This window comes from Vreelandella indica (assembly GCF_037070225.1).
GTDB classification, from domain to species: Bacteria; Pseudomonadota; Gammaproteobacteria; order Pseudomonadales; family Halomonadaceae; genus Vreelandella; species Vreelandella arctica.
Genome location: NZ_JBANSO010000032.1, coordinates 1 through 15,194 on the forward strand (window position 1 = coordinate 1; position 15,194 = coordinate 15,194).

10 protein-coding genes are annotated in these 15,194 nt (G+C 56.3%); 8 read left to right on the plus strand and 2 right to left on the minus strand.

Annotated elements, in window-relative coordinates; genetic code table 11:
* The first annotated feature begins 550 nt into the window (after positions 1–550).
* The 3 genes from V8L71_RS17865 (at position 551) to V8L71_RS17875 (ending at position 4,472) form a co-directional block, all read left to right on the plus strand.
* Positions 551–1,759: a M24 family metallopeptidase gene (locus tag V8L71_RS17865; RefSeq protein WP_336274975.1), complete on the plus strand. Its 1,209-nt coding sequence runs from the start codon at positions 551–553 to the stop codon at positions 1,757–1,759.
* Positions 1,760–1,911: 152 nt separating this feature from the next.
* A complete protein-coding gene (locus tag V8L71_RS17870; protein ID WP_336274976.1) occupies positions 1,912–2,670 on the plus strand; it encodes a creatininase in 759 nt (252 codons plus the stop codon).
* An 86-nt stretch (positions 2,671–2,756) separates the two neighbouring features.
* The gene (locus V8L71_RS17875) at positions 2,757–4,472 is read left to right on the plus strand and encodes a BCCT family transporter (RefSeq protein ID WP_336274977.1); all 1,716 of its coding nucleotides are present in this window, start codon (positions 2,757–2,759) and stop codon (positions 4,470–4,472) included.
* Between the two features lie 161 nt (positions 4,473–4,633).
* Here the strand turns inward: V8L71_RS17875 and V8L71_RS17880 are convergent, their stop codons facing one another.
* Entirely contained in the window at positions 4,634–5,497 is an 864-nt protein-coding gene (locus tag V8L71_RS17880) for a LysR family transcriptional regulator (protein WP_336274978.1), read from the minus strand.
* A 379-nt stretch (positions 5,498–5,876) separates the two neighbouring features.
* Here V8L71_RS17880 and codB point away from each other — a divergent pair, with 379 nt between their 5' ends.
* Positions 5,877–7,133, plus strand: coding sequence for a cytosine permease (gene codB, locus V8L71_RS17885; RefSeq protein WP_336274979.1), 1,257 nt, complete (start codon positions 5,877–5,879; stop codon positions 7,131–7,133).
* The gene (locus V8L71_RS17890; protein WP_336274980.1) at positions 7,133–8,353 is read left to right on the plus strand and encodes a PucR family transcriptional regulator; all 1,221 of its coding nucleotides are present in this window, start codon (positions 7,133–7,135) and stop codon (positions 8,351–8,353) included. The genes codB and V8L71_RS17890 overlap by 1 nt, the downstream gene beginning before the upstream one ends.
* A 121-nt stretch (positions 8,354–8,474) precedes the next feature.
* Here the strand turns inward: V8L71_RS17890 and V8L71_RS17895 are convergent, their stop codons facing one another.
* Positions 8,475–9,434, minus strand: a complete 960-nt coding sequence (locus V8L71_RS17895) for a LysR family transcriptional regulator (protein ID WP_336274981.1) — start codon at positions 9,432–9,434, stop codon at positions 8,475–8,477.
* A 208-nt stretch (positions 9,435–9,642) separates the two neighbouring features.
* Here V8L71_RS17895 and V8L71_RS17900 point away from each other — a divergent pair, with 208 nt between their 5' ends.
* The 3 genes from V8L71_RS17900 to V8L71_RS17910 all read left to right on the plus strand — a co-directional run bounded on the left by V8L71_RS17900 (position 9,643) and on the right by V8L71_RS17910 (position 15,145).
* Positions 9,643–11,736, plus strand: coding sequence for a hydantoinase/oxoprolinase family protein (locus tag V8L71_RS17900; RefSeq protein WP_336274982.1), 2,094 nt, complete (start codon positions 9,643–9,645; stop codon positions 11,734–11,736).
* Positions 11,737–11,757: 21 nt separating this feature from the next.
* Positions 11,758–13,518 (plus strand): hydantoinase B/oxoprolinase family protein, encoded by a 1,761-nt coding sequence (locus tag V8L71_RS17905; RefSeq protein WP_336274983.1) that lies wholly within the window; start codon positions 11,758–11,760, stop codon positions 13,516–13,518.
* 109 nt (positions 13,519–13,627) lie between these two features.
* Positions 13,628–15,145, plus strand: coding sequence for an NCS1 family transporter (locus V8L71_RS17910; protein WP_336274984.1), 1,518 nt, complete (start codon positions 13,628–13,630; stop codon positions 15,143–15,145).
* The last annotated feature ends 49 nt before the right edge of the window (positions 15,146–15,194 follow it).

A 15,194-nucleotide genomic window follows, 5' to 3' on the forward strand; every position in this document is an offset into this window, starting at 1 on the left:
CTCGGTCACGGGCACGTGGCTACCGGAACGAGGCCAACTTTATCGCCATGATCTACCTGATTGGGAGCCCGGTGGGCCGCCTATTCGATCAGGCCAAATCCACGTGAAGTGACGAAGAACCCTTTTTCAATGTAGGTATGTCTAACATTGAAATAGGGTGGGGTATCTTACATTCCTGTTCGTTATTTCTAATAACCTCCAGCGCGATAATGATGTCCTAACAGTGATGGTCGGTAATTCCACCATTTTTAACGATTTATTTCCTGAGTACTCGTTATTTTGTGTGGAATTTCCACAGACGGGTTTCGAGGCTATAAAATTTTTCATTAATATTTCACAAACAATTGAATTGAAACTTCATTTTTTCTGCTAATGGCTGTATTTGCACTAGTCATTGGTACTGGAAAACGACGCTGGCCATATTCATTCTTACTAGCAGAAAAGAGTGCGATTCATCGAAACCGATGAGAACGGTGCTCCGGAGCGGATAAAGCAGACACCGTCCAGGCTGGTACAGCGATTCCCTTGAATGAAGCGAGGAAACAATAAAATGCAACTTCCGTCACTGATTGAAATCCCCAATGGCGAAAAGGTCATGCCGACCTTCTCGGACAGCGAAATGAAGGGCCGACTGGCACGTCTGCGCGACTATATGGCGCAGCAGGATATCGATGTGGTGGTGTTCACGTCCTACCACAACATCAATTATTTCAGCGATTTCGTTTACTGCAAGTTCGGCCGTGACTATGGCCTGGTCATCACCCAGGATCGTTTTACTACTGTGTCCGCCAACATCGACGGCGGGCAGCCTTTCCGCCGCAATCGTCTGGGCGACAATGTCGTCTATACCGACTGGCAGAAAGATAATTTCTTCAAGGCCGTCAAGCAGCTCTGCAAAGGCAGTCGTCGCGTTGGCGTCGAGTTCGACCACCTGACATTGCAGAACCAGCAGAAGCTGCTGACCGTCCTGGGTGAGGTGGAAGTGGTCGATATCGGTGTGCCCACCATGAAAATGCGCATGATCAAGTCTGCCGAGGAGATTGCGCTGATTCGCCAGGGTGCCCGTATCGCCGACGTAGGCGGTGTGGCCGTGCGCGATGCCATTGCGGCGGGGGTGCCTGAATACGAGGTGGCGTTGGCCGGTCAGGCCGCGATGGTGCGCGAGATCGCCAAGACCTACCCGAACAGCGAGCTGATGGATACCTGGGTGTGGTTCCAGTCGGGCATCAATACCGACGGTGCCCATAACCCGGTGACCAGCCGCCGCGTGCAGCCCGGCGACATCCTCAGTCTGAACACCTTCCCGATGATCTCGGGCTACTACACGGCTCTGGAGCGGACCCTGTTCTTGGGGCATGCCTCCGATGAGCACCTGCGTCTCTGGCAAGCAAATTGCGAGGTTCACCGCCGGGGCCAAGAGCTGATCAAGCCCGGGGTGCGTTGCTGCGATATCGCTCATGAGCTTAATGATATTTTCGCCAAGCATGACCTGCTCCAGTACCGTACTTTCGGCTACGGACACTCCTTCGGCACCCTCAGCCACTACTATGGCCGCGAGGCTGGCCTTGAGCTGCGCGAGGATATCGAGACGGTACTCGAGCCGAACATGGTCGTTTCGATGGAGCCGATGATTACGGTACCCGAAGGTCGTCCGGGAGCAGGCGGATACCGCGAACACGATATCCTCGTGGTCAACGAGCATGGGGCCGAGAATATCACCGGCTTCCCGTATGGGCCGGAGCACAACATCATTAAGTAAGCAGGTAAAGGGGGCTAAGCCCCCTTTTCTGTCAGGAAGGCGGTTGCGGTTTCTTTGAATTTTTCAAAATGGTTGTATTCAAGCCTTTTATCAACCATCAAGGCTAAAAACCGTTGAAGCTGGATAAACCATTCAGTGCTTGGAGAGTCGATATGAAAAACGTGAAAATCGAGAACATGGACTGGGTTTCGTACAAGAAGTACACCGAGAAGGGTAAGTGCAAGATTATCCTGCCGGTGGGTGCAATAGAGCAGCACGGCCCTCATATGTCGCTCAACCCAGATGTTTTGATTCCCAGTTATATTGCTGAAAAAGTGTCGGGAAAAGGCGACAATATGCTGGTGGCGCCTGCGATTAGTTATGGGTATAAATCACAAGTAAAGTCAGGTGGAGGTAACTTCTTCCCGGGAACAACCTGTGTCTCCGGTAGCTCCCTTGAGAATTATGTCTTCGATGTTCTGCAAGCCTATGTCAATCACGGCAATCGTGAGTTTATTTTAATAAACGGACACTTCGAAAACTCAACGCATCTTTACGAGGCTGCTGACAAGTTAGTCAATAAATGCAAGGCGGAAAATATAAGCATAAAAATCTACTTGTTATCGTATTGGGATTTCATTAGCGAAGAGACGGTAGCGAAAGTTTTTCCGGAGGGCTTTTCTGGTTGGGCAGTTGAGCATGGCGGGGTTCTTGAGACTTCGATTATGCTAAAGATTCATCCTGAACTGGTGGATATGTCCAAAGCAGTTGATGTCGAGCCGGCCGTTTTTCCTCCTTATGATGTCTTTCCACCCGACCCTTCCTGGGTTGCGTCTTCCGGTACTCTTTCATCACCGCTTAAAGCCACCGAAGAGAAAGGCGCGCTTATTCTTGAAGAGTGCGTCTCGGGCATATTGCAGCATTTAAATTGAAGGGTTGTTGCGCAAGTCTTGGCAATTATTCGGCCCTTGGCTGGGACAGATAACATATTATTACAATAACAGTGAGGTAGAGTGAAATGTCCAATAGAGACAACCCAGAGAGGCGCAAAGAGTCTCTTGAACCTGTTGTAATTCCGCGTTTCACCGGGCGTGATTTACCACCTATTGGAAGACTGGTTATTCAGTTCACGCCCCCTATAGCGATTCTCGCACTTATTGTCATGGTGCTTAGAAGCCCCGATGGGGTAGCCTCCGTCATTTTTGATATGCGAACGTATGTGACAGGTGGATATACTTGGTTGTTTATTCTGTATTCGCTTTTTGCGGTGGCCGTATGTGCTTGGCTTGCTTTTAGTAAGGTGGGGAGTCGCGTGCGGTTAGGTGGCCCCAAAGCGACGCCTGAATACAGTAACTTTGCCTGGTACTCGATGCTTTTTGCCTGCGGACAGGGTATTGGACTGATTTTTTGGTCAGTTGCCCAGCCGATCATGCTTCGCGACGCGAGCCCAGTCATTCATGCGTTGGAGGGTAATGTCGCAGGGGGTGGTATGGTCTGGGCTTACTTTCACTGGGGGTTCACTGCCTGGGCCATGTATTGCGTCGTGGCAGTGTGTCTCGCCTATTCGCATCACAATCTGGGCAAAACCCTGACGTTTCGTGAGGCGACAGTAGATATACTGCCAAAATGGGCCCAAGGCGGAGCCGGCGTGGTAGTCGAGTTGTTGGCAATCATGGCAACAATACTGGGCTTATCCACTTCCTTTGCCTTTGCGGCTATGCAATTCTCCTCAGGTCTTACCTCCTTCACCGGGATGGCTTCCAGCCCCACCCTGTGGCTATTTGTCATTGTTGGTCTAGGGACTGCTGCGGCAATATCGGCCTTCTTTGGCATCAGTAAAGGAATGCGGCTGATAAGTGAAACAAACTCAATCCTGAGTATTTTTCTTGTGGTTGCCGCTTTTATTTTCGGACCCACGCTGTTCATTATCTCCAATATTACCCAAACCTTTGGCTCCTTCTTCACAAATTTCATTGCCATGAGTTTCTGGACTGACGCACCGAGCACCGCCGAACCCTTGTCCTCGTGGCAGAATAGCTGGAATGGTTGGTGGACTGTGTTTATCTGGTGTTGGGTGATTGCTTTCTCACCCTTTGTCGCCGGGTTTATCGCCCGGATCTCGCGGGGACGAACGCTGCGTGAATTCGTGATTGGAGTCACCATCGTTCCCTCGCTGATCGTCATGCTGTGGATTGGCGTGCTTGGGTCGGCCGCCATCTACTACGATGACCTAAGTGGGCGTGGGATTTCAGCGGCAGTGAACGAGAATGTCGCCAGTGGGCTGTTTGCAATGCTGGAGTCGATACCGATCGTCGGCAGCCTTCTACTGGTGGTGGCTACCGTGCTGGTGGCGACCTACTATGTGACATCGCTGGATGCCGGTACCTATGCGCTTGCAGATTTCGTGTCTGCACCGAAAAGGGCGGGGGCCTGGTTCCGGGTGGTGTTGGTCATCAGTATAGGTAGCGTTGCGACGGTGCTGTTGACGTTGGGAGGCAGTGGCGTCGTTGATACAGTACAAACCGGCACTATTATTGGCGCCTTCCCCTTCTCGATTGTGATCCTGTTGATGATCATCAATACGATAAGACGCCTACTGAACAGAGATAACTCGGTTAAAGAGCTGGAAAAAGCAGTAAATGACCCGGATCCGAACCTGGAACTACAAATCGATAGTGAAGGAGAAGTTCAGGCCATGACCGATGACTCGCTGAAGCCAAGTGCTTCACGGTAGCGTTTGCAGATAATGCTGCACTGATCTTTTGCTGTTCAGTGGCATAGCCATATAGATGTTAAGTGATGTCTAGCCTGGCAGTTGTGTACTCGCTGCCAGGCTAGAGCTTTGGAACATATGGTGGGTTCATGTCCTGCACGAATGATAGCTTCTTGCGGCTTCTACAAGTTGGCAATGCCTGAGCGCAGGAAGTCAAGTACGTGCCGCGAGGCCACGTTCAGCTCACGCTCCTTGTAGTACAGCCCGATGCACACTTTCTCAAGGCCCGGAAGACTGTCGGTGCTGACCGCATGCTTCAGGTGGTCTGGGATTACGGAGCTGGCCATGGCCGTGACCCCTAGGCCCTCTTCAACGGCTGAGAAAATACCCAGCAAGCTGGTGCTCGTGTACATGAAGCGGTAAGAGTGATTCTGACCTTTCAGGGCTTCTTCGATGAGAGAGCGGTAGACGCAACCCTGAGGGTAGGCAATCAGAGGTATCGGGTCGTCATAGTTTCCAATGAGTAGACTATCCTTGTAAACCCATTCCAGGCTCTCCAGCCGGTAATCACGCGCGTCTCTATCCTCGCTATGTTCGGCACGCTCCATGGCCAAGGCAATATCGTAATGTCCTTTCTGATAACGCTGTAATATTACCTTGCTGATCTCGCAGTCGACTTCGACATTGATATTGGGGTAAACCCTTGACAGTTTTCTTAGTGCTTTAGGTAAAAATGCCAATTCAAAGTCGTTGGGGATGCCGAGCCTGACCTTTCCCGAGATATTGTCTCCCCTCACCTTGGCAATGATCCGGTCATTGACCTCTAGTATTTGCCGAGCGGCTTCGTACAAGTATTCCCCGTCCTCGGTCATTTCCAAGCTTGACCCTCTAAGAAATATCTTTGTTTCAAGAAGTTCCTCTAATTTCTTGATTTGTAAACTGATGGCGGGCTGCGATCGGCCCAACAGTTCTCCCGCACTGGTGAAGCCACCCAAGTCCTTGATTGTGACAAAGGTCCTCAGCAGGTCGGTTGGTATATTTGTCATCACTCTGCCATGTCGGTGTCTGATGTAAGCGCTGATTATACAAACTGGCGCCTATCATGTAAGGAGAATGCCGTGTGGGTGCCGAAATAGGCACCATGCCTGGCAATGCCGTCTCCTCGGCGTTCCTGCCTCCATTGCTGTTAAAGGTAGGTGCACCGCAATAGTGCGTCATTGTCATGTTTGGCGCATGCCATGGAAAAGCCGTAGGCGGTCGCTGGGCTTTTAAGCAAAGGGCTATGCAGTATGCACAGTAATAGCCGTCATGCCATCCACATTTTTCACACCCGGTCTTTGACTTTGTTTGATCAGCCCAGGATGGCATGGGGATTGCAGTTACCCATGTAGAGAATGCTCGATACCAAAAATCAAGGAGTTAAGCATGGGGTCTTCCGACTATCCTTTGAGTGAAGTGCCGCGGAGCGATCGCCGGGGCCTGGTCTCCACCTCACTCGTCCTGCTGGGGTTCACCTTCTTCACCTCCACCATGTGGGCGGGGGGCACATTGGGTGAGGCCTTCGCCATCGGCGAACTGATGGGGATTATTCTCGTCGGCAATCTGCTGCTGGGGGCTTACGCCGCCATTCTGGCCTATATCGCCTGCAAGAGCGGCCTGAACTCGGTGCTGATGGGGCGCCTCTGCTTCGGTGAGGTGGGCAGCAAACTCTCCGACATCATCCTAGGCTTCACCCAGATTGGCTGGTATGCGTGGGGGACCGCCACCATCGCACTGGTGCTCGTCAAGACGACCGGTATCCCGGAGGCTTACGCGACCCCCCTGATGGTGTTCTTCGGCCTGGCCTTCTGTCTCACCGCCATGGTCGGCTATCGCGGTCTGGATCTGCTGTCCCGGTTCGCCGTGCCGGCCATGCTGGTATTCATCCTGATTAGCCTCTACACGGGGCTGGTCGACGTGGGTGGGTTCGCTGGACTGACCAGTCAGACGCCCACGACCACCATGAACGTGACGGCTGCTATCACCATCGTGTTCGGCACCTTCGTCAGCGGCGGCACCCAGGCCACCAACTGGAGCCGCTTCGCGCGCACGCCGAAGATCGCAGTGATCGCCACGCTGGCCGCCTTCTTCGTGGGCAACGGACTGATGGTGCTCACAGGTGCCCTCGGCACGCTGGTCTACCAACAGGCCGATATCGTGGGCGTGATGCTGGCGCAAGGGTTCGTCGTGCTGGCGGTGCTGATGCTGTTCTTGAACATCTGGACCACCCAGGACAACACCATCTACAACTTCGCCGTCGCCGGCTGCAACCTGCTGCGCACCGACAAGCGTCGTATCGTCACGGCCAGCGGCGCCATCGTCGGTACCGTGCTGGCCATCGGCGGCATGTACAACTTCCTGACCCCCTTCCTGGTGCTGCTGGGTACCTTCATACCGCCGATCGGCGGGGTCATCATGGCGGACTTCTGGCTCAAGCACCGTGGCCAGTACCCGTTACTGGCGGAAGCCCGGCTGCCGGCCTTCAACTGGCATGGCCTAGGAGCTTACGTCATCGGCTCCGCCGCGGCATATGCATCGCCCGTGCTGCCCCCGGTCGTGGGCGTGCTGGCCGCCGTCGTTGGCTACGCGATGCTCAGCTACCTGCCCTCAGGCGCCACCTCGCTGGGTGTGGCGAAAAGCTGATGGCCATCCTCTGTGCCGACATTCCCCGCCTGCCAGGCCTCGACAGCATATGCCTGCGGGCCGGGTGGCAGGGCAGCCAGGGTGTAATTCGCTGGCCCTATCTTGTCGAGGGCGACACCCTGGCGCCCTGGGTGCGGGGCGGCGAACTGGTGTTCGTGACGGGCGTCAGCCGGCCACGCAGCGAAGCCAGTCTGCAGCAGCTGGTCCGCGAAGGGGCCGAGCAGCGTGCGGCGGGCATGGTCATCCTGACGGGCGCGGAGGGCATGCAGGAGATTCCCGCAAGCGTGATCAAGCTGGCCAATGAGCTGAGTTGTCCGTTGTTCGAGCAACCCTACACCCTGCCGCTGGTCATGGTGATGGAAACCCTCAGCAACGCCATCGTCCAGGACAACCTCACCGGGCAGTCGACCCGGCTTTTCCTGACGCGATTAATCAATGGAGGGGCGAACACGCCGGAGCTGGTTAGGCTGCGCGCTGCTGAACTGGGGCTCGAAGCTACAGGGGCCTTCGTGCTGGTGGCCTTGCGGCCAGCCGATTGGCATGGAGAGGGCAATACCCCGCCGGCGGCAGACCTGACGCTGCTGGAGCAGCAGCTGGACGCATTGCTCAAGCGGCGAGGCATCGACTGGCCAGTTGTGCAATACGATCGGTGCCTGATCGCCATCTGGCCAGCGTCGCCGAATGAGGCCGTGATGCTGGCGGAGACCCTGGAGCAGGCAGTGAAGGCCCTGCAGGCCTGTCAGCCGGACACGCCGCTGTACGCCGGGGTCAGTGAACGTCGAGCAGATCTCAGCGAGCTGGCGATCGCGGCCGAGCAGGCCACTCAAGCCCTGCGGTTCGCGATGCAGCAGCACAATACCCCACTGTTTTTCTACGAACGGCTCGGCATCGCGCGACTCCTGGCGGCGATTCCCCAGCGCGGCATGGTGGCGCGCTTCTGCGAGGAGCAGCTGGGCGCGCTCTGTTTTGCCCATGACCGTAAATCACGCGAGTTCAAGGCGACGGCCACGGTCTTTCTGGAGAGCCTCGGCAATCAGTGCCAGGCCTCCGACACGCTCGGTATCCATCGCAATACGCTGCGTCAACGCCTCAAGCGCATCGAACAGCTGACGGGGCACTCGCTGCAGGATCCTCATGTGCGTCTGAATTTGCAGAACGCGCTGCTGATGGAACAGATGCTCTTTCATCACCACACGATCGACTCCCCGAGTTATCAATAAGGGGTAGCTAATGAAAATCATCAGCGCAGGCCTGCGCCACGAGACTGAGCGCATGCCCTGACCATCGAGAATGGCGTCTTCCCAGATAGTTAAGTGCAGAGTGGCTGGCTCGACGCGGCGCTCAGTCTTCGGGCGGCCGAGCTGAGGCCAGCTGGCGTTGAAGCACCTGCTTGAAGAGCCGAAAGCTGGGCGTGACATAGGCCCGACTCCAGGCTGCTATGGTCTCGACCGTGATCGAGTCATCATCCAGGGGAACGATGGCGATATCCTCCCGCTGAAAGCGCGTGACGCAGTCGGAGTAGAGCGAGATACCCATGTTAGCAGCGACGAGGCCAAAGATGCCGTTACTGGTACTCGCTTCCTGAACGACGTGGGGCGTGAAGCCGGCGCGCATGCAGAGGTTGAAGACGGTGAGACGGAACTCGCTCCAGCCGCTTTCGGTGCCGAGGATGAACTTCTCCTGGGCCAGCTCCTCGATGCTCAACCGTTGCCGCGTCGCCAGAGGATGGCGACGCGGCAGAATGACGACAATCCGTTCCATGGCTGCACGGAACGTCTCGATCCCGTCGGCCTGCAGTGGGCCGATGAGGAAGCCGACATCGATCTCGTGGTCCAGGAGCGCACGGTGCTGCAGATGCGATGGCATGTACGCCAGGTCAACGGATATGTCGGGGTATTGCTCCTTGAACAGCTCGAGAATGCTGGGCAGGACACCGTTGATGGAGAAGTCGTTATAGGCAATGCAAAGATGCCCGATGTCACCACTACCCGCCTGCCGGGCCAGATGTCCGGCGCGCTCGAGATGCAAGATGGCTGTCTGACACTCCTCCTGGAAGAGCCGGCCGGCCATGGTCAGCTCGACCTGCCGGGTGGTTCGCGAAAAAAGCTCAGCGCCGACGTTCTCTTCCAGTGCCTTGATCATACGACTCAAGGCGGGTTGGGTAATGCACAATATTTCAGCGGCTTGCTTGAAATGCAGGGTCTGGGCGACGGCGAGGAAGGCTCTCATCTGTCGGAGGTCAAAACGAATATTCATGATTTTCAGGGTATCAATGTGAGTGAAAATGGCATTAGACCTCATAACTCTTAAGTCCTAGTCTGAAAAGAGTCCAGTTATTTATTGTTATTCTTTGGTCTAAGGTCGCTGGGGGTTGGGAGGGTCTCTGTGGACTAAAAATTAGCGAGACCCAACAAGAGCAATGAAGGCAATAGACCAGGATAGTGAAGATAAGAGATTTCCGATTCTGGTGATTCTAATACTTAAAGAATAAAACAGTGAGGTAGCTTTAATGGCTCGTATTGGCGTAGATGTTGGTGGTACCAACACGGATATTATCCTGGAGACGTTCTCTACCGATTCGGTCGGTGCTGGCACCTACCGACACAAGGTACCGAGCACGACACAGGATCAGTCGATTGGCGTATTGCAAGGGATATTGGAGGTCTGTGACAAGGCCGGGATCGAACGAGGCGAGGTCGGTACTATTGTGCATGGCACGACGGTCGCGACCAACATCTCGATCGAGCACAATGGTGCAGAGATCGGCATGCTGACCACCCGGGGGTTCCGTGACATCCTGCATATCGGGCGTCACAAGCGGCCCCACAACTTTTCCCTCCACTTCGATGTGCCCTGGCAGACAAGGCCACTTGTCAAGCGCCGTTATCGTATTTCCATCACCGAACGCGTGCTGCCGCCAACTGGCGAGGTGGAGGTGGCTCTCGCCGAGGACGAGGTGAGGCAGGCCGCCCAGACCTTTAAGAAGGCCGGCATCCAGTCTGTCATCGTTGGTTTTCTTTTCTCCTTCCTCAATAAGTCCCATGAGATCCGGGCTAAGGAGATCATCCAGGAAGAGATGCCCGATGCTTACGTCTGCTGTTCATGTGAGGTCGTCGATGCCATGCGCGAGTACGAGCGCTTTTCCACTACGGCCATGAACGCCTATGTAGGACCGAAGACCTCCCTCTACCTCATCAACCTCGAGACTCAGCTCAAAAAGAACGGCATCGATTCCGACTTGAGAATTATGCAGTCCAATGGTGGCCTGGCCACAGTTGATAGCTGCTGTGAAAAGCCGGTCAACATCCTGATGTCCGGTCCGGCCGGTGGCGTGATCGGGGGCCACTTCTTCGCCGGCCTGGATGGTGAGCGCAACATCATCACCGTCGATATCGGCGGTACATCGGCCGATATTTCGACGCTGACGGAAGGCGATATCAAGATCATGAACCCGCGTGACTCCTACGTGGGCGGTCATCCCGTGATGGTGCCGATGATCGACCTGATCACCATCGGGGCCGGGGGCGGTTCCATCGCCTATGTCGATGAGGCAGGCGGTTTCCAGGTCGGGCCGCGCTCGGCGGGTTCGATGCCGGGGCCGGCCTGCTATAACCGGGGCGGCGAGGAACCGACCGTCACCGATGCCAACATCCTGCTCGGGCGTCTGGATGCCGACCAGATGTTGGGTGGCGACCTGAAGGTCGATGCGCAACTCTCCCATGATGCTATCAAGAACAAGATCGCCAACAAGCTGGGCCTGAGCGTCAAGGACGCCGCCCTGGGCATCATCAAAATCGTCAATAACAACATGGCGCTGGCGATCCGCTCCAACTCCGTGGCCAGGGGCGTTGATCCGCGTGAGTTCATGCTGATGCCATTCGGTGGCGCCGGCCCGGTGCATGGCCCGGCCCTGGCCGAGGAGGTCAATGCCAAGGGTGTGATCGCACCACCCGCTCCAGGTATCACCTCGGCCGCCGGGCTGCTGACCACCAACCTGCAGTACGAAGTCACCCGCTCGCATCTCTGCGAGCTGACCTCGATCAGCAACCAGAACTTCGAGACCGTGCAGCAACTGATGCACGACCTGGATGAAGAGGCCATGCAGAAGCTGGCCAAGGATGGTGTGGCAGCGGCCGATGTCACGTTGACCCGCTTCGCCGAGTGTCGCTATCACGGTCAGGGCTTCGAGCTGCGAGCGGAAATTCCGGATGGTGACCTCACCAGGGAGAGCGTTCATCAAGTGGTGGAGAACTTCCATCGACAGCACAAGACCGACTATGGCTACAGCTATGACGATGCCGACGTTGAGCTGGTCACGCTGCGCGTAGTCGGCGAGTCGAAATCGACGAAGCTGGCGTGGAAACCGCTCGCGTTGGCGGAGGGACGTGGGCTGGACGAGGCCTTCATGTATGTCAGGGAAACCGTGTTCGATGACGGCTCCCTTCACAGCACGCCTCGCTATGACCGCAGCAAGTTGCTGTGCGGCCATGAGATACCCGGTCCGGCCCTGGTCATGCAACATGACTCGACCTCCCTTGTGCCGCCCGGTTGGAAGGCTATTGTCTCGAACCACGGCAACCTCATGATCACGAAAACCAGCTAATTACTCATACAGGTGGGCAAGATGGAGAACAAGAAAGTTGATCCGATCACAATGCAAGTCATCAGTGGTGCACTCGACACCATTGCCGAGGAAATGGGCCATGTGCTCTACCGAATGTCCTTTTCCTCTATCATTCGCGAGTCGCAGGACCTGGGCGCCGGTCTGTTCGACCGGAATTACCAGACCATCTGCGAGTCCGAGTCGACCCCGATGCACATTGGCTCGATTCCCGCCTACCTGAGAGGCGTCGAGAAGACGCTGCAGGATGGCGAGTGGTACGAAGGGGACGTCGTGGTACATAACCACCCTTACTACGGTTCCAGCCACACCCCCGATCTGGCCATCATCATTCCCGTGTTCTACGAGGGAGAGTTGATCGGGTTCTCCGCCAACACTGCGCACCATATTGACATCGGGGCCGCCACCCCAGGGCTGATCATTGATGTCGGCGATGTCTATGCCGAGGGGATGCTGTTCGCCGGCCTGAAACTCTACGAGAAGGGCAAGAAGAACGCCGGGCTGGAGAAGATGATCACGGCCAACAGCCGTGCCTCTCAGCAGTTGATGCGTGATATCGAGGCGCAGGTGGCTTCGGCACAACTGGGGGGCAAGCGCTTCAAGCAGTTGCTCGACAAGTATGGCAAGGACCGCACCTTCACCGCGATCGACCAGCTGATCGACTACTCCGAGACGATGCTGAGAAAGCGGATCGCCGAGATCCCGGACGGGGAGTATCAGGCGAAAGGCTTTTTGGATGATGATGGGCGTAATCGCGACGTGCGACTTCCGGTCGTGGTGACGGTCAAGGTGGAGGGCGACTCCGTCACCGTCGACCTCACCGGCTCCGCCGACCAGACGCCTACCGCCTACAACGTGCCCTTCGAGGGCTCCTGCAAGGTGGCGGCGTTCGCCGCGTTCCGGAAGCTGCTGCTGGATTCCAGCAAGCTGGACGTACCGATTCCCTCGAACGAGGGTTCTTTCCGCCCAATCAACGTCGTGGCGCCCAAGGGCTCGATCTTCAATCCCATCTTTCCGGCTGCGGCGGAGGCGCGGTTCACGCAGTGCAACATGATGATCGACCTGATCATCAAGGCGCTCGCTCCCGTCATGCCCGAACAAACCATCGCCGGCAGCTCTGCCGCCATCTCCTTCGCCTCCTATGCGGGCATGAAAGCCGACGGCGACTACTGGGTCTTCCTGGAGGTCAACGAGGGAGCCTATGGCGGGCGTCCCGCCTCCGATGGCCCCGACTCTATCGACAACCTCATGGCGAACACCCGCAACAACCCGATCGAGGATCTCGGCATGCACCTGCCGATGATCTGCGACCGCTACGAACTCCGCGACGATGTTATGCCCGGCGCCGGCAAACATCGCGGGGGGATCGGTGTTGTCAAAGCCCAGCGCGTCCTGACACCGGGATTTATCACCCATGAGAGCGAACGTCACTATCACGTGCCTTGGGGAGCCTTCGGGGGCTCGGATGGCGCCGTTGGCAAGTGCGATATCTACAACTACGCCGCTCGAGACGAAGTGACCAGCATGCCGTCCAAGTTCTCTGGGTATACGACCAAGGTCAATGATGTAATGGCCTTCTATGCACCCTGTGGCGGGGGGTATGGTAACCCCCTCGAGCGCTCTCCCGAGCAGGTCAGGGAAGACGTACTTGATGACTTCTGCACCGTCGAGCACGCCTACGAAGCTTATGGTGTCGTCCTTGATGAAAGCCTTGAGCTGAACCGGCTGGCTACCGCTGCTAGGCGCAGCGAGATGGGCGCTTAGCAGCGCCGAGAGGCAGGGGCTGAAGCCCCCCATTCTCCACTCCACCATCCTTGCCCTGTTTTGATCCCAGGGCGTCACAAAACGTCAATAACTCCTCAAAGGTGCAGCCATGCCTAATACAGGATTGGATGTCGCCGATAGCGGCTCGTCTATCGCGACGGAAAAGAATCATCTGCTGGAAGAGTCCATCCTTCCTGTCGTCAATTCCCAGAAACCCATCTCGGCGTTGGGCTTCGTCTGGATCTGGATCGGCATCGCGGTGATGATCGCGACCTTCCAGCTGGGAGCGAATGGCATTACAGGCTTGTCGCTCTGGCAAGTTGTATCAGTCATCTTTTTTGCCAACGTGGTGCTGGCCCTGTTGATGCTGCTGACCGCCGATATTGGCACTGAACATGGGCTGTCGTTTTCGGTCTATCTCAGGGCCCCTTTCGGCGTGTATGGCACGCATCTTCCGTCGGTCTTTCGTGGTGTTGTGGCCGCTATTTGGTTCGGCATCCAGACCTATCTGGGAGCTCTCGCGCTCAACGGTATCGTGGAGTACCTCACCGGTTTCTCCAACTGGGCCCTGTGGTATGGGGTATTCGCTCTGGTTCAGGTAGCCAACACCGCCATGGGGATCAAGGCGGTGGAGAGGCTGGCCGCCATCGCCGCACCTGCCATTCTGGCCATCTCGATATGGATGTACTTCACCCTTGATGTGCTGGCCCAGACCCAGGGGATCAATATCTGGCGGTTCGTCGGCGAGCAGAACGTCACCATCCTGACACTGTTTCTCGCCAATGTGGCCTTCTGGTCGACGCTGGCCATAGATATCCCCAATATCACTCGCTTCGTCAAGGCCCCGCCCGGTGAACGTCGCTTCTTCTCGCGCAACCGGAATGTGCTGCTGGCACAGCTGCTGGCGCTACCGGCGACCCAGGCCTGGATTGCCCTGATCGGTGCGGTTTCCTTCATTGCGGCGGGCGAGTGGAACCCCGTCACCGTCATCCAGGGGCAGGGCGAAGGCCTGAGCCTCATTGTGCTCCTGGTGCTCGTCATCCTGGCCCAGTGGTCAACCAACAATGCGGCCAACCTGATCCCGGCGGCGCTCGCCTTCGTTAATGTGGGGGCTCCCAAGGTGTCCTATCCCGCCGCCGTCGCCATTGCGGCCGTCGTCGGGACCCTGTTCATGCCCTGGGCGATACTCGACAACCTCTTCGCATTTCTCTTCTCCTATGGTGCCTATCTGTCGGCCATCGGCGGAATCATGGTGTCCGATTACTATTTCATCCGTAAGCGGCGCCTCAATGTGCCCCATCTCTATCGCAAAGGCGGCCAGTTTCACTACATCAAGGGCTTCAACCCTGCGGGCATCATTGCCTGGCTGGTGGCCGGTTCTGTCGCTTTCTCCTCGGGGCAGTGGGCCTTCCTGCTGGGCTTCGTTCTCGGTGCCCTGATCTACTTCGCGATCATGAAGCTGTATGTGATGAAGCACTTTCCACAGGAGGAATGTGGCGGTGTTCCCTCCGATGACTATCTGGCTACCAGTGTCGATTATAACTGGGTCTATGACCGCGAAAATCAAAGCTTCATGCGCCTGCGCTCCGCTCAACTGGACAAGACGGTTTCGCGAGAGGATCTATAGGCTTTCGAGAACAGGTTTTCGAAACTTTTGTCTCGGTGTATTGTTGCTT